Origin of the sequence: Pseudomonas serbiensis (assembly GCF_030580745.1) — a bacterium.
GTDB lineage: Bacteria > Pseudomonadota > Gammaproteobacteria > Pseudomonadales > Pseudomonadaceae > Aquipseudomonas > Aquipseudomonas serbiensis.
Genome location: NZ_JAUQOO010000010.1, coordinates 26,418 through 41,210, shown reverse-complemented (window position 1 = coordinate 41,210; position 14,793 = coordinate 26,418). Strand labels below are relative to the sequence as shown.

General features: G+C 59.6%; 13 protein-coding genes. 5 read left to right on the top strand and 8 right to left on the bottom strand.

Annotated elements, in window-relative coordinates; all coding sequences use genetic code 11:
* Positions 1 to 56: 56 nt before the first annotated feature.
* From Q6A51_RS14420 to Q6A51_RS14385, 8 genes are all read right to left on the bottom strand, one after another.
* Positions 57 to 851, bottom strand: a complete 795-nt coding sequence (locus Q6A51_RS14420; RefSeq protein WP_304575075.1) for an IclR family transcriptional regulator — start codon at positions 849 to 851, stop codon at positions 57 to 59.
* A gap of 73 nt (positions 852 to 924) precedes the next feature.
* Entirely contained in the window at positions 925 to 1,497 is a 573-nt protein-coding gene (locus tag Q6A51_RS14415; RefSeq protein ID WP_201019189.1) for a sarcosine oxidase subunit gamma, read from the bottom strand.
* A 2-nt stretch (positions 1,498 to 1,499) separates the two neighbouring features.
* Complete coding sequence (locus tag Q6A51_RS14410; RefSeq protein ID WP_304575074.1) at positions 1,500 to 4,406, bottom strand: 2Fe-2S iron-sulfur cluster-binding protein; 2,907 nt, start codon at positions 4,404 to 4,406, stop codon at positions 1,500 to 1,502.
* On the bottom strand, positions 4,403 to 4,708 hold the full coding sequence (locus Q6A51_RS14405; RefSeq protein WP_304575073.1) for a sarcosine oxidase subunit delta: 306 nt from the start codon (positions 4,706 to 4,708) through the stop codon (positions 4,403 to 4,405). The genes Q6A51_RS14410 and Q6A51_RS14405 overlap by 4 nt, the downstream gene beginning before the upstream one ends.
* Positions 4,709 to 4,721: 13 nt before the next feature.
* Positions 4,722 to 5,963 carry an FAD-dependent oxidoreductase gene (locus Q6A51_RS14400; protein WP_304575072.1) on the bottom strand — a complete coding sequence of 414 codons (1,242 nt, stop codon included), beginning with the start codon at positions 5,961 to 5,963 and terminating at the stop codon, positions 4,722 to 4,724.
* Positions 5,945 to 6,850 (bottom strand): bifunctional methylenetetrahydrofolate dehydrogenase/methenyltetrahydrofolate cyclohydrolase FolD, encoded by a 906-nt coding sequence (gene folD, locus Q6A51_RS14395; protein ID WP_304575071.1) that lies wholly within the window; start codon positions 6,848 to 6,850, stop codon positions 5,945 to 5,947. The genes Q6A51_RS14400 and folD overlap by 19 nt, the downstream gene beginning before the upstream one ends.
* Positions 6,847 to 7,713: a formyltetrahydrofolate deformylase gene (gene purU / locus Q6A51_RS14390; RefSeq protein WP_201005257.1), complete on the bottom strand. Its 867-nt coding sequence runs from the start codon at positions 7,711 to 7,713 to the stop codon at positions 6,847 to 6,849. The genes folD and purU overlap by 4 nt, the downstream gene beginning before the upstream one ends.
* A gap of 268 nt (positions 7,714 to 7,981) precedes the next feature.
* Positions 7,982 to 8,587 carry a helix-turn-helix domain-containing protein gene (locus Q6A51_RS14385; RefSeq protein ID WP_304575070.1) on the bottom strand — a complete coding sequence of 202 codons (606 nt, stop codon included), beginning with the start codon at positions 8,585 to 8,587 and terminating at the stop codon, positions 7,982 to 7,984.
* A 287-nt stretch (positions 8,588 to 8,874) separates the two neighbouring features.
* On the opposite strand from Q6A51_RS14385, the gene glnT reads away from it, so the two are divergent.
* The 5 genes from glnT (at position 8,875) to Q6A51_RS14360 (ending at position 14,750) form a co-directional block, all read left to right on the top strand.
* Positions 8,875 to 10,209: a type III glutamate--ammonia ligase gene (gene glnT / locus Q6A51_RS14380; RefSeq protein WP_201019196.1), complete on the top strand. Its 1,335-nt coding sequence runs from the start codon at positions 8,875 to 8,877 to the stop codon at positions 10,207 to 10,209.
* A 129-nt stretch (positions 10,210 to 10,338) separates the two neighbouring features.
* Positions 10,339 to 11,244, top strand: a complete 906-nt coding sequence (locus tag Q6A51_RS14375) for a class II glutamine amidotransferase (protein WP_198723726.1) — start codon at positions 10,339 to 10,341, stop codon at positions 11,242 to 11,244.
* Positions 11,245 to 11,255: 11 nt separating this feature from the next.
* Entirely contained in the window at positions 11,256 to 11,939 is a 684-nt protein-coding gene (locus Q6A51_RS14370) for a GltB/FmdC/FwdC-like GXGXG domain-containing protein (RefSeq protein ID WP_304575069.1), read from the top strand.
* Positions 11,940 to 11,954: 15 nt separating this feature from the next.
* The gene (locus Q6A51_RS14365) at positions 11,955 to 13,277 is read left to right on the top strand and encodes an FMN-binding glutamate synthase family protein (RefSeq protein WP_201019198.1); all 1,323 of its coding nucleotides are present in this window, start codon (positions 11,955 to 11,957) and stop codon (positions 13,275 to 13,277) included.
* Positions 13,278 to 13,424: 147 nt separating this feature from the next.
* Complete coding sequence (locus Q6A51_RS14360; protein WP_304575068.1) at positions 13,425 to 14,750, top strand: ammonium transporter; 1,326 nt, start codon at positions 13,425 to 13,427, stop codon at positions 14,748 to 14,750.
* Positions 14,751 to 14,793 lie beyond the last annotated feature (43 nt).

Here is a 14,793-nt window from a genome sequence, read left to right as displayed (position 1 = left end):
CCGACAATTTCGGCAGTCCACATGGAATCTTTAGCAAACTGAATGCCATCGAGCCTTTATGAATGATAAGTAACATTTTTATGACCAAGGTCACGGCTGATCGTGGCGCTGCACTCCAGCAACAAGGCCTGAAAACGCTCCCTTGCACCTTCCGGGTCCATGACTGCATCCGGGCCGGAGAGGTTGATGGCAGCGGTGACTTGCCCCGTGTGATCCTTGATCGAAGTGGCAATCGCTGTTGAATAATCGGAGCGATGCAGCACCCAGCCGCGCTCCCGATCGCTCTGAATCAGGGCTTGCAGTTCGGGCAATGTGCGCGGGGCCGGTGATGGGTAATCATCCAGCCGGATGTGCTGATAGAGCGCACCCAGTTCCGCTTCGTTCAAGGCTGTCAGCAACATACGCCCCATCGCGGTGCAGTGGCAGGCGATGCGGGTGCCCACCGGGATATTCACCGACAGGCGTTGCGCCGCGAATGCGCGATACAGGTACAGGCTGTCAGTCTGCTCCCGAATGCTCAGATGGCATGACAGGGAAGTGCGGTCGCGCAATTGGTTCAGGTGCGGCATGGCGACTTCGACGATATCGCGGCTGGCCAGGTAGCTGAAACCATCGCTGATGACCTTGGCACCCAGTTCGTACTGGGTGTTGATCTTGTTCAGATAGCCCATGTGGGTGAGGGTGAACAGGATTCGATAGACAGCCGAGGTACTGACACCCAGGCGCTCGGCGATGTCATTGATGCTCAGCGAGCGGGTCCGGGCATTGAACATTCCGAGCACGCTCAGGCCCCGGGCAAGGGCCGGGACGCTGTAGTCGGTGTCTTTGTCAGGGGATTCGATAGTGCTCATGAATGGGCTCCTACTGGGTCATGATGATCAGTCAAGGCACACAAAGTGATTTATTGACCTCAACTGATCCGCATTACTCCTGCTTTGTGTTGAACTCGGTCATGGCATCCAGCACCGCGCCTTTGAAGTACTCCAGCGAAGTGCGGTCGCAGAGGATCTGGAAACAGGGCGTTGTACCTGCACCCACATTGATCACGATCACATTGATACGCGCTGCCGAAGTCTGGGCCACTGCGCCGGGGCCGAATGCCTGGGGGCGCAGGTCCACCCCACAGAGCTTGGCCATCACTTCGGCGATACAGACACCGCTCAGTTGCAGCCAGGCATGGCTGTCCTGACGTGGCAGCAGGTAGTTGGCGCTATGGTCCAGCTCCCAGCGGGCCTCTTCATCGGCGATGCGTTCGCCATGATCGTTGAGGCTGCCCAGGATCAGGTACTCGGTCTGCGACAGGCGCGCTACATGGCTGCCGTCGGCCTGGGTTACAGCCCGGTTCGGCGTATCCGGCAGCGTGAAGCCACGTGCCTGCAAGTAATCGGCACTTTGTACTCCGCGAAAGCCCACACGTGGGGTATCGGTCAGATCCACCAGCGCGCACGATTGAACAGGGCTTAGGCCGATAGGGTTTTCGGCATTGAGGCTAGACATGATCAAAGCTCCTGGCGCTGGTTTTCAGGGTCGAAGAAAGGCAGTTTCACCACTGTGGCCTGGACCACGACACCGTCCTCTACCCGAATCGGGATCTGCTGGCCGGGTGTGCTCTGATCGAAGGCGGCGTAGGCCAGGCCAATGATCTTGCCCAGGGTCTGCGAGTATTCGCAGGAGGTTACGTTGCCGCTGATATCCGGCCCTTTGAGCACCAGATGGCCTTCCAATGGCTGTGGGCTGGCCTTGGGCAGGGTGAAACCCACCAGCTTGCGTGTCTGCGGTTGGGCTTCAAGGATGTTCACCGAGCGGCGACCGACAAAGAACGGCTTGGTGCGGCTCACCGCCCAGCCCATATCGATCTCGGCCGGATGGGTCATGCCGTCGGTGTCCTGGCTGATGATCACGTGGCCTTTTTCCAGGCGCAGCAGGCGCTGGGTTTCGACGCCAAACGGGCGCATGTCGTACTCTTTTCCGGCCTCGACCAGTGCATCCCAGAGTTGCAGGGCATGGCGCGCCGGAACGTGGATTTCATAACCCAGTTCACCCACGAAACCCACCCGCAACAGACGGGCCTTGATCCCGGCCACCGTGCCTTGGCGTACGGCCAGGTACGGGAAGCCTTCGGCCGAAAGATCCAGGTCGGAGCAGACTTTTTCCAATACCTTGCGCGAGTCCGGCCCGGCCACGTTGACCGCCGAAATCGCCGCGGTGACGTTGGCGATGTCCACGTTCAGGCGCCATTGGGCGTTCCACTTGAGCATCTGCTGGTAGATACGATCCACGCCGCTGGTGGTGGCGGTGACGTAGAAATGGTTGTCGGCGAAGCGCGCACACACGCCATCGTCGATCACCACGCCATGTTCGTTGGTCATCAGCGCATAGCGCGAACGGCCCACCGGCTGCTTGAGGAAGGCAAAGGTGTACATGCGATTGAGCAGCTCGGCGGCATCCGGGCCACGTACATCCAGGCCGCCCAGTGTCGAGACATCGATGATGCCCACCTTGGTGCGCACATGATGGGCTTCGGCCTGCATGCAGGCGTCACGCTGCGAGGGCTTGCCGTAAAACGCCGGGCGCTGCCAGATACCGGCAGGCATCATCTTTGCTCCTGCCTCCACATGACGGCGGTGCATGGGTGTCTGGCGATACGGGTCGAAGGCGCGGCCGGCCACATGCGCGAGCTTCTCGGCCTCGAACGGCGGGCGAGCGGTGGTAACGCCGGTTTCGCTGATGCTGCGCTGGGTCGAAGACGCTACCAGACGAGCTGTCGGCAGCGCCGAATGCCGACCTTGTGACGGCCCCATGCCGACCGTGGAATAGCGCTTGACCAGTTGCACGTCGCGATAGCCGATGCGCGTGGCATTGACGATGTCGCGCACTTGCAGGTCTTCGTCGAAGTCGACGAAATCCTTGCCTTTGGGATGAGGGAAGATCGGCCAGGGAAAGTTGACGCGGGCCTCGCTGCGCAGCGGCAGCGGGCTGGTGTTGAGTTCCAGGCCCAGCGCGGCAACGATTCCGGCGCTGGCATGGATGGCATCGGCCAGTACGTTGTCCAGCGCATGGTAGCCATGAGCCGAACCGGCCACACTGAGGTTTTTCGGCAAGCCGCTCAGGGTGAACTCCGAGAGCTGATCGTCATAGCTCAACTTGCCGCCCGCCTGGCACAGCAACTGATAGACCGGCATATAGCCGCCTGACATGCACAGCAGGTCGCAGTCGAGTATCAGGCCGTTATTGGCGACCTGACCCTGACCGGTGATTTTGCGCAGGTCCGCGCCACTCACATGGCGCATGCCTTTTTCATGTAACGCTTCATAGACGGTGGTGCTCGGGTGGCAGGGGATGCCACGTTTTGCCAGTGCGCTCAGCAGGGTGCTGTCGGCAGGGTTGGCGCGCATGTCGGCCACGGCAACGACTTCTACGCCCTGATCATGCAGATCCAGAGCGGCCAGATAGCCGTCGTCATTGCCGGTCAGGACCACGGCGCGTTTGCCGGGCTTGACGGCATACAGCTTCATCAGGCGCTGTGCGGCGCTGGTCAGCATCACACCGGGCAAGTCGTTATTGCGGAAAATTACCGGCTGGTCGAACGAGCCGCTGCACACCAGGCAGTGGCTCGCCCGCACTTTGTACATGCGCTTGCCCTGAATCACCGGCAGGTAGTTGTCGGTGAACCAGCCATTGCAGGTGGCTTGCTTGAGCACGCGAATATTGGCGTGATCTTCCACGGCATCGATCAGGTTGCGGCGCAGTTTTTCGGCACGCTGGCCTTCGATATCGAAGCGGGCATAGGTCAGCGAGCCACCGAGAATCGGCTGCTGTTCGATCAGCAAGACCTTGGCACCAGCATTGGCTGCTGTCAGTGCCGCCTGCAAGCCGGCCGGGCCTGCGCCGATGATGGCCAGATCGGTGAACAGATAAGCCTTGTCGTAATACTCGGGCTTGAACTCAAGGTCCAGCACACCCAGCCCGGCTTTCTTGCGGATGATCGGCTCCCAGACCTTCCACATGCCCTTGGGTTTGTAGAACGAACGGTAATAGAAGCCCACCGGCATGAACTTCGAGAACTTGCCCAGGTAGGCGTCCTTGTCGTTATCCAGCGAGCCGTTGAAGTTTTGCCCGGTCACTTGCAGGCCCGCTGCAAGTGCATGGGTATCGGCCAGCACGTTGGGTTCGCTGGGCAACTGGATCAGGGTGTTGGCGTCTTGCCCGGCCATGGTCAGCGGGCCACGCGGGCGGTGGTACTTGAACGAGCGCGACAGCAGAAAGCGGCCGTTGGCGAGCAGGGCGCTGGCGATGCTGTCGCCTTGCAGGCCCTGATAGGACTTGCCGTCAAAGCTGAAGGTCAGCGGCTGATTGCGATCAATCAACAGGCCCATGGGGGCCGGCAGGCGGGTCAGGGTGCTCATCCTGCGATCTCCTTGGACGGGGCCGGTGTGAAATCGACGCGGGTGGTAAAGATTTCCCGTGGGTCGAAGGTGCGGATGATTTCGTCGCTGGCGGTATGGCGTTCGGCCAGGAACCAGTAGCTGGACGGGTTATGCATCCACCATTCGCGCACTACGCCCAGAGTGTCCTCGCTGTTGAACACGTAATCGGCCCATTCGGCATCGGTGCAGGTCTGAGGGTCGGGCATGTGCTTGAACTCACCGCCGTAGGTGAACTCGCTGATATTGCGTGGCCCGTTGAGCGGGCATGTCATGACTTTCATGTGTCGCTCTCCGTCAGTGGCTGGCTGCTGTCGCGCCCATTTCGTTGACTTGCCGGAAGGTCGAGAAGCGCTCCAGCCCAAAGGGTTTGATCAGGTCCGGCACCTTGCCGCCACTGGCTACCAGCTCGGCCATGGTCTTGCCGCAGATGGGGGTGGCCTTGAAACCCCAGGTGCCCCAGCCTGCATCCAGGTAGTAATTCTTCACCGGTGAAAGCCCCATGATCGGGCTGTAATCCGGGGTCATGTCGGTGATCCCGGCCCATTGGCGCATCAACTTGGCGTTGGCCAGGAACGGGAACATCTCGATGGCGTGTGCCAGCAGGCTTTCCTTCAGGTCCAGCGTGGAGCGGGTGTTGAAGAGCGGGTAAGGATCGGAGCCGCCGCCAAACACCACTTCGCCGCGGCTGGTCTGCTGCACATAGCAATGCAGGGCTGAGGAACTCACCAGCGGATCGAGAAACGGCTTGAACGGCTGGGTCACCATGGCTTGCAGCGGGAAGGTCTGGATCGGCGAGCGAATCCCGGCTTTCTTCATCAATTGCGAACTCATGCCCGCAACTGCCTGCACCGCGCAGCCACATTTGACGGTGCCACGGTTGGTCTTCACTGCTGTAATGGTGCCGTTTTCGATGACCAGTTCCTGAACCTCGGTGAGCTGATGGATTTCCACACCGCGCTTGGCGGCCTGTTTGGCATAGCCCCAGGCCACAGCGTCATGCCGGGCGGTGGCGCCGTCGATGTGCCACAGACCGGCGATCACCGGCAGATGGCCCGGATCGAGGTTCAGGGAAGGCACCAGTTCGCGGATCTGCTGGCGGTCGATCATCTCGGTACGGCCACCGAAGTGCTTGTTGACCTCGGCCCGCTGGCGGAACGAACGTACCGTTGCGTCGGTATGGGCCAGGGTCAACTGGCCACGTTCGGAATACATGATGTTGAAGTCGAATTCGTTGGACAGCCTCTGGAACATCTTCACCGATTCGGCATAGAACCGGACGCCTTCGCTGGTCAGGTAGTTGGAGCGGATCACTGCCGTATTGCGCGCGGTATTGCCGCCGCCCAGGTAGCCTTTTTCCAGCACGGCGATATTGGTGATGCCGTGGTACTTCGACAGGTAATAGGCCGTGGACAGGGCATGGCCGCCACCGCCGATGATCACCACGTCATAGGAGGGTTTGAGTTCCTTGGGAGCGGGCAGGTCCACTTCGACCGGATACTCCGAGCTGAGCCCGTACTTCAATAGATTGAAAGGCATACGGCCTCCGATTGGCTACGTTGCGCTTGGGCCTGCTGACGGGCAGCGGTCACGGTGTTTTTCATGAGAAAGGCAATGGTCATGGGGCCGACGCCACCGGGTACCGGGGTGATGGCCGAGACTCTGGACAGCGCACTGTCGAAATCCACATCGCCGACCAGACGGCTACGGTCGTTGTCCTGAATACGGTTGATACCGACATCGATCACCACTGCGCCGGGCTTGAGCCAACCGGCATCGATCATGCGCGGGCGACCGACAGCCGCGACCACGATATCGGCCAGTTGACACAGGGCCTTGGCGTCGGCACTGCGCGAATGCACGACAGTCACCGAGCAGTGAGCCTTGAGCAGCAGGGCGGCCATGGGTTTGCCGACGATATTGGAGCGGCCGATCACCACCGCATGCTTGCCGGTGAGATCACCGCAGGTGTCCTCCAGCAATTGCATGCAGCCACTGGGCGTGCAGGGTGTCAGCACATCGCGGCCCTGGCTCAGACCGCCGACGTTTTCACTGTGAAAACCGTCCACGTCCTTGCACGGGTCGATGGCCTCCAAGGCCAGGGTTTCTTCGATATGGGGCGGCAGTGGCAGTTGCAGCAGGATGCCGTTGACCTTCGGGTCTGCATTCAATTCGCTGATCAGCGCCAGCAAGCGGGCCTGGGAGCTGTCCGCAGACAGTCGGTACTCCAGCGAATGAATGCCGGCTTCCTCGGCGCGCAGGATCTTGTTGCGAACATAGACCTGACTGGCCGGGTCTTCACCCACCAGAATCACCGCCAGTGCAGGTTCGATACCCTCGGCCCTGAGGCGCTGGACATCGGCTTTTACCTGTTGCAGCACGCGACCGGCCGCAGCCTTGCCATCAATCAGTTTTGAAGTGTTCACCGGAAGATCACCGTTCTGTCCGTGTTGAGGAACACACGATGCTCCAGGTGGTATTTCACCGCCCTGGACAGCGCAATGGTCTCGTTGTTACGGCCAGCGGCCACCAGATCGTCAGGCAGATAGACGTGATCCACACGCTGCACTTCCTGCTCGATGATCGGCCCTTCGTCCAGGTCGCTGGTGACGTAGTGCGCGGTCGCGCCGATCAGCTTTACGCCACGCTCGTAGGCCTGGTGATAAGGCTTGGCGCCCTTGAAACCGGGCAGGAAGGAGTGATGGATATTGATCGCCCGGCCTGAAAGTTGCTGGCACAGGTCATCGGAGAGAATCTGCATATAGCGGGCGAGCACCACCAGTTCGGTGCCGGTTTCATCGACCACTTTCATCAGCGCCGCTTCCTGCTGGGCTTTGGTTTCCTTGGTGACCGGCAGGTAAATGAAACGAATGCCTTCACGCTCGGCCATCGGGCGCAGGTCCAGATGGTTGGAAACGATGGCGGTGATGGTCATGTCCATCTCGCCCTTGTGATAGCGGTACAGAAGGTCGGTCAGGCAGTGGTCGAACTTGCTGACCATCAGCAGCACGCGCATGGGCTGCCGGGTGTCATGCAGCTCCCATTGCATGGAAAAGTCACTGGCGACGGCATCGAAACCGTCCTTGAGCTGCTGGATATCGCCTTGATGACCATCGTTGAAGCGAAACACCGCACGCATGAAGAATTTGCCGCTGAACTCGTCATCGAACTGGGCCATTTCACCGATGTAGCACTTGTTGTCAGCCAGATAAGAGGTCACCGCCGCGACAATCCCGGAAGTCGCCGGACAACTGATCTTGAGGATGAAATGGTTCTTTTCGTGTTGCATGGCTTGTCCTCTGGAAAGTGGCGGCAGCTCAGCGCAGAGCGAAAGATTCGGGGGTGAAAATTATTTTTGCGGATGAATAAAAATTCCTGCTGGGAATTAAATATTCACAGATGGCGTTTTATAGGCGAAAGAATCTGTAGCGTCCAGAGATTTCTGGAAACTTTTTTTACTGGCGGGAATTTTTTTGCTTGGAGCTTTCGCGAATGAATTCGCTCCTACCTGGCCTGCGCAGGAGCGAATTCATTCGCGAAAAGGCATGGCCGCTAGCTCACTCGGCCTGCGCACCATAATTCATGATCGACAGCAGGCGAATCGGCACCTGCACCAGTTGCTCCGGCCCGTGAGGAATCTCGCCATCGAAGGTCAGGCTGTCTCCAGCTTCCATCCGATAGAGCTGGTTGCCATGGCGATAGATCAACTCGCCTTCCAGCAGATGCAGGAATTCAGTGCCGGGGTGGGAGAAGGTCGGGAACTCTTCGCTGGCGTCGTCCATGGTCACCATGTACGCCTCGAAACTCTTCTTCGGCCCGCGTGTGTGGTTGAGCAGGTGATAGGTGTGGCCTTTCTCGGTGCCGCGCCTCACCACTTCCAGCCCTTCATCGGCCTTGACCAACAACGCGCTGCTGCCTTGCTGGTCGTACTGGCTGAACAGCTTGGACATGGGCATGCCCAGCACGTCGCACAGGCGGCTGAGGTTATCCAGGCTGGTGGAAACCTGAGCATTCTCGATCTTGCTCAGCATGCCTTGGCTGATCCCGGCGATACGGGCCACGTCGGCCAGTTTCAATTCCTGGGCCTGACGCTGGCGTTTGATCTGGATACCCAGGTATTGCTCAAGCTTCAGCTTGGGTTGGGGTTCGTTCGGCATATTCATCGGCTTTGCACGGTTTCCGCTCAATAATTTTTATTTCGCACCATGAATGTGCGAGATCCCTGTCCGCGCAGTGGCGTGCGTCGGTTTATTCCCTCAAGGAAAACGAGTTTCCCATATATACAGCGGAAATTCCGCCTTTGGCTGAATTCGACTTTTGGTATACCAAGCTGGCAAGGGCTTTGCATTCCTGTTGGGAAATTAAGTTTCCTGCTTGGAATAACGATTCCGGCAGGAAGCGAAACAACGTCCTCACCTCAACGTTTTGCTTTCGCCAGGAGACAAGTCTCATGTTGCCAACAGAAACACAGCGTCTGATCGAGGAGCACGGTATCAAGTACGTGCTGGCTCAGTTCGTTGATATCCATGGCTCCTCCAAGACCAAATCGGTGCCGGTGTCGGGCCTGGAAATGGTGGCCGAAGATGGCGCCGGTTTTGCCGGTTTCGCCATCTGTGGCATGGGCATGGAACCCCATGGCCCGGATTTCATGGCCAAGGGCGATCTCTCCTCGCTGACGCCGGTGCCCTGGCAGCCGGGCTATGGCCGGGTGGTGTGCATCGGTCATGTCGAAGGCAAGCCGTGGCCTTATGACAGTCGTTACGTGCTGCAACAACAGGTCGAGCGCCTCAGCCAGCGCGGCTGGACCCTCAATACTGGCCTGGAGCCCGAGTTCAGCCTGTTCAAGCGCGATGCCACGGGCAGCCTGCAACTGGTGGACACCAGCGATAGCCTCGACAAGCCGTGCTACGACTACAAAGGCCTGTCACGTTCCCGGGAGTTTCTTGAGCGCTTGACCGAAGCGTTGCAACCAGTGGGTTTCGACATCTACCAGATCGACCACGAAGACGCCAACGGCCAGTTCGAGATCAATTACACCTACAGCGATGCGATGGAGTCGGCGGACCGCTTCACTTTCTTCCGCATGGCGGCCGGCGAGATCGCCAATGACATGGGCATGATCTGCTCATTCATGCCAAAGCCTGATCCCAAGCGCGCCGGTAACGGCATGCATTTCCACCTGTCGATCAGCAGCGCCACCAACAAGAACATGTTCCATGACGCCAGCGACCCGAGCGGCATGGGCCTGTCGAAGATGGCTTACCACTTCGCCGCTGGACTGCTGGCCCACGGCCCGGCCTTGTGTGCCTTCGCGGCGCCGACGGTCAACTCCTACAAGCGGCTGGTGGTGGGGAACTCGCTGTCCGGCGCGACCTGGGCTCCGGCTTTTATCGCCTTTGGCGCCAACAACCGCTCGGCCATGGTGCGAGTGCCTTATGGCCGCCTCGAATTCCGCCTGCCGGACGCCGGTTGCAACCCGTATCTGGTCAGTGCCGCAATCATCGCAGCAGGCCTGGACGGCATCGACCGCAAGCTGGAAGTCGACCAGGTCTGCAATGAAAACCTCTACAAGCTGAGCCTGGAAGAAATCGCGGCACGAGGCATCAAGACCCTGCCGCAATCCCTCAAGGAAGCCTGCGATGCACTGGAGGCCGACCCATTGTTCGCCGAAGTGCTGGGCAACGAAATCGTCGGTGAATTCATCAAGCTCAAGCGCATGGAATGGGTGGAATACAGCCGCCACGTCAGCGATTGGGAAGTGAAGCGGTATACGGAATTTTTTTGAATTCAGCTGCAAGTTTTTAGCTGCAAGCTGCAAGTAAAAGCAGTCGGCGGCGGACACAGGATTTTCAATTAACCCGGACAGCTTGCAGCTTATGGCTTGCAGCTTTCCTCGCGAAGTGAGACTGCCCCAATGTGCGGAATTGTTGGTTTATACCTGAAAAACCCTGCGCTGGAATCCCAGCTTGGCAAACTCTTCGAGCCCATGCTCGAAGCCATGACTGACCGTGGCCCTGACAGCGCCGGGTTTGCCATTTATGGGGATGAAGTGACCGATGGCTGGGTCAAGCTGACCTTGCAGGCCACCACCGAAGGGTACGATTTCAAGGCGCTGATCGCGGCGCTGGAAGGCAAGCTCGGCGCGTCACTGGACTGGTTCCAGAATGCGAGCGCCGTGGTGCTGAAGATCCAGGCTGAAGAAGCCGTTGTGCGTGCGGCTCTGGGTGAGCTGGCACCGACCGTGCGCATCATGAGCGCGGGCAAGAGCATCGAAATCCTCAAGGGCATGGGCTTGCCGAAAGAGATTTCCGAGCGTTTTGGCCTGGGCAACATGAAAGGCAGTCACATCATTGGCCACACGCGCATGGCCACTGAAAGCGCCGTGACCATGGAAGGCAGCCACCCTTTTTCCACCGGCGCCGACCTGTGCCTGGTACACAACGGCTCGCTCTCCAACCACTTTCGTCTGCGTCAGGAACTGCGCCGCGAAGGGATCAACTTCGACACCGAGAACGACACGGAAGTCGCCGCCGGTTATCTGGCCTGGCGCCTTCAGCAGGGCGACTCCCTGAAGACCGCGCTGGACAGCTCGCTGGAAGCACTGGATGGCTTCTTCACCTTTGCTATCGGCACCCGCAACGGCTTTGCCGTGATTCGCGACCCGATTGCCTGCAAGCCGGCGATTCTCGCCGAGACCGATGATTACGTCGCGATGGCTTCGGAATATCAGGCGCTGTCGAGCCTGCCGGGGATCGAGAAGGCCAAGGTCTGGGAACCTGTTCCCGCCACCATGTACATCTGGGAACGCGAATCGGCTTAAGGAGCACGCACATGAAAACCATCGATCTTTCCAACGCCACCGTGCGTGATCTCAATCAGGCCCTGCACGATCAGGTCAAGCAACTGGAAGACCGCGAGTGGGTGGTCACCCATCCCAATGGCGCGCACAACCTGGCCGTTGGTGTGAATGAAGCGGTTTCCATCGATATTCAGGGGCACGCCGGTTACTACTGCGCAGGCATGAACCAGAAGGCTTCTATCACGGTACACGGCAATGTCGGTGTGGGGTGCGCCGAGAACATGATGTCCGGTTCGGTGCGGGTCAAAGGCAGTGCTTCCCAGGCTGCGGGCGCTACTGCGCATGGCGGCATGCTGGTCATCGAAGGCGATGCGGGTGCCCGCTGCGGCATTTCCATGAAGGGCATCGACATCGTGGTTGGTGGCAGCATTGGTCACATGAGCTGCTTCATGGGTCAGGCCGGTCGGCTGGTGGTGTGCGGCGACGCGGGCGATGCCTTGGGCGACTCGTTGTACGAAACGAAGATTTTCGTCAAAGGCAGCGTGGAGTCGCTGGGTTCCGATTGCATCGAGAAAGAAATGCGCCCGGAGCATCTCGAAGAGCTGCAGGAACTGCTCAACCGTGCGGGCTTCGACGAAAAGGCCTCGGATTTCAAACGCTACGGGTCAGCCCGTCAGCTCTACAACTTCAAAGTCGATAACGCCTCCGCGTACTGATCCAGGAGCATCATCATGAGTGACAAGCCAACTCCAGTCCTGCGCGAGTCCGCGACCTTCGACCGCCTGACCATCCAGGAAATCCAGCGTGCCGCGGAAACCGGCATCTACGACATTCGCGGCGGCGGCACCAAGCGCAAGCTTCCGCATTTCGATGATCTGCTGCTGCTCGGCGCCAGTGTTTCCCGCTATCCGCTGGAAGGCTACCGCGAGAAGTGCGGCACTGACGTTATCCTCGGCAACCGCTTCGCCAAGAAGCCTATTCATCTGAAGATTCCGGTGACCATCGCAGGCATGAGCTTTGGTGCCTTGTCGGCCAATGCCAAGGAAGCACTGGGGCGCGGCGCGACCATTGCGGGCACCAGCACCACCACCGGTGACGGCGGCATGACCCCGGAAGAGCGCGGCCAGTCCCAGCACCTGGTCTATCAATACCTGCCATCGCGCTATGGCATGAACCCCGATGACCTGCGCAAGGCCGATGCCATCGAAATCGTGCTGGGGCAGGGCGCTAAACCGGGTGGTGGCGGCATGCTGCTGGGCATGAAAGTCACCGAGCGTGTGGCGGGCATGCGTACCTTGCCGGTGGGCGTCGATCAGCGTTCTGCCTGTCGTCACCCGGACTGGACCGGCCCGGACGACCTGGCGATCAAGATTGCCGAGATCCGCGAGATCACAGACTGGGAAAAACCGATCTACGTGAAGATCGGCGCGAGCCGTCCGTATTACGACGTCAAGCTGGCGGTCAAGGCCGGTGCCGATGTGATCGTGCTCGACGGGATGCAAGGTGGTACGGCAGCGACTCAGGAAGTGTTCATTGAACATGTGGGGATTCCGATTCTGCCTGCCATTCCTCAGGCCGTTCAGGCTTTGCAGGAAATGGGCATGCATCGCAAGGTGCAACTGATCGTTTCCGGCGGCATTCGCAATGGTGCCGATGTGGCCAAGGCCATGGCGCTGGGCGCAGATGCGGTGGCCATCGGCACGGCGGCACTGATTGCACTGGGCGATAACCATCCGCGTCTGGACGAGGAGTTGAAGAAGATCGGCTCTGCAGCCGGTTTCTACGACGACTGGCAGAACGGCCGCGACCCGGCAGGCATCACCACTCAGGACCCGGAGCTGTCCAAGCGTCTGGATCCGGTCGAGGGCGGGCGTCGCCTGGCAAACTACTTGCGTGTATTGGTGCTGGAAGCCCAGACCATGGCCCGCGCCTGCGGCAAATCGCACCTGCATAACCTTGATCCCGAGGACCTGGTGGCACTGACGGTGGAATCGGCGGCCATGGCTCGCGTGCCATTGGCGGGCACCAGCTGGATTCCGGGCTCGCAGTACTGATCTCCCCCGTAAGAGCGAATTCATTCGCGAACATTTTCGCGAATGAATTCGCTCTTACGAGGCTATAAAGAGGCCGCAAAGGCCCGCCGTTTCAAGCCACTCTGCTTTCTGCCAGACACTTTCCATTCCTTTGCAGGAGCTTTGATAATGGTTAACCGTCCTATCGGCAAATCCCTTCTGGCTTTACTTGCAGTCGGCGCTTTCTCTCCTCTGGCCCAGGCGGCCGAAACCCCTGTTCTCAATACCGGCAGTACCGCCTGGATGATCACTGCCGCCGTACTGGTGTTGTTCATGTGTCTTCCTGGCCTTGCGCTGTTCTATGGCGGGTTGGTACGGGCCAAGAACATGCTTTCGTTGTTTACCCAGTGTTTCGGTATCGCTGGCGTGGTCGGTGTGTTGTGGATCATCTATGGCTACAGCATGGTGGTCGATACCAGCAACATGGTTGAAGGTGAAGTGACCTTCAACAGCTTTGTCGGCGGCTTGAGCCGCGTTTTCCTGGCGGGTATGACGCCGGACAGTCTGGTGGGCGAGATTCCTGAAGGGGTGTTCGTGACCTTCCAGATGACGTTCGCCATCATCACCCCGGCGCTGATTGCGGGTGCCTTTGCCGAGCGCATGAAGTTTTCGGCAGCGCTGCTGTTCATGGCGATCTGGTTCACTCTGGTCTACGCGCCGGTGGCGCATATGGTCTGGGGCGGAGCGGGGGCCTTGATGCATAACTGGGGCGTGCTGGATTTCGCGGGCGGCACCGCGGTGCATATCAATGCCGGGGTTGCGGCACTGGCGGCTTGTCTGGTGCTGGGCAAACGCAAGGGCTATCAGAACACGCCGATGCCTGCACACAACCTGAGCCTCACCATGGCGGGCGCGGCGATGCTGTGGGTCGGCTGGTTCGGTTTCAACATCGGTTCAGGCGGCGGCCTGAGCGGCACGTCGGGCATCGTCATGCTCAATACCCAGGTAGGCGCTTGCGCCGGTATTCTGGGCTGGATGTTTACCGAGTGGTTCAAGGTCGGCAAGCCCAGCGCACTGGGTCTGGCCAGCGGCGCATTGGCCGGTCTGGTGGGGATTACGCCGGCTTGCGCCTATGTCGGTGTCGGTGGAGCCCTGGCAATCGGCTTGTTGTGTGGCGTGTTCTGCTACCTGAGCGTGACCGTCCTGAAGAAACGCCTGGGCTATGACGACAGCCTGGACGTATTCGGTTTGCACGGTGTGGGCGGCATGATCGGTGCGGTACTGACCGGTGTGTTCTGTGTGCCGTCGATGGGTGGGCTGGTGCCGGATGTGAGCATGGGCGCTCAGGTCATCGCGCAGATCAAGGGCGTGCTGTTCACCACGGTTTATTGCTTCGTGGTCAGTTGGGGGATTCTCAAGCTCGTCAACGCCCTGATCGGCTTGCGTGCTCATGAATCGGTGGAAGAGATGGGGCTGGATCTGGCCGAGCACAATGAGCGTGCCTATAACCATTGAGTGAAACTTTGTCGCGGCCAAGGCCCCTCCCACATTGTGGGAG

What these genes read in the sequence shown, in the direction of transcription:
- Q6A51_RS14420 (WP_304575075.1), bottom strand. Translation starts at nt 851, where the DNA reads ATGAGCACTATCGAATCCCCTGACAAAGACACCGACTACAGCGTCCCG.
- Q6A51_RS14415 (WP_201019189.1), bottom strand. Translation starts at nt 1,497, where the DNA reads ATGTCTAGCCTCAATGCCGAAAACCCTATCGGCCTAAGCCCTGTTCAA.
- Q6A51_RS14410 (WP_304575074.1), bottom strand. Translation starts at nt 4,406, where the DNA reads ATGAGCACCCTGACCCGCCTGCCGGCCCCCATGGGCCTGTTGATTGAT.
- Q6A51_RS14405 (WP_304575073.1), bottom strand. Translation starts at nt 4,708, where the DNA reads ATGAAAGTCATGACATGCCCGCTCAACGGGCCACGCAATATCAGCGAG.
- Q6A51_RS14400 (WP_304575072.1), bottom strand. Translation starts at nt 5,963, where the DNA reads ATGCCTTTCAATCTATTGAAGTACGGGCTCAGCTCGGAGTATCCGGTC.
- purU (WP_201005257.1), bottom strand. Translation starts at nt 7,713, where the DNA reads ATGCAACACGAAAAGAACCATTTCATCCTCAAGATCAGTTGTCCGGCG.
- Q6A51_RS14385 (WP_304575070.1), bottom strand. Translation starts at nt 8,587, where the DNA reads ATGAATATGCCGAACGAACCCCAACCCAAGCTGAAGCTTGAGCAATAC.
- glnT (WP_201019196.1), top strand. Translation starts at nt 8,875, where the DNA reads ATGTTGCCAACAGAAACACAGCGTCTGATCGAGGAGCACGGTATCAAG.
- Q6A51_RS14375 (WP_198723726.1), top strand. Translation starts at nt 10,339, where the DNA reads ATGTGCGGAATTGTTGGTTTATACCTGAAAAACCCTGCGCTGGAATCC.
- Q6A51_RS14370 (WP_304575069.1), top strand. Translation starts at nt 11,256, where the DNA reads ATGAAAACCATCGATCTTTCCAACGCCACCGTGCGTGATCTCAATCAG.
- Q6A51_RS14365 (WP_201019198.1), top strand. Translation starts at nt 11,955, where the DNA reads ATGAGTGACAAGCCAACTCCAGTCCTGCGCGAGTCCGCGACCTTCGAC.
- Q6A51_RS14360 (WP_304575068.1), top strand. Translation starts at nt 13,425, where the DNA reads ATGGTTAACCGTCCTATCGGCAAATCCCTTCTGGCTTTACTTGCAGTC.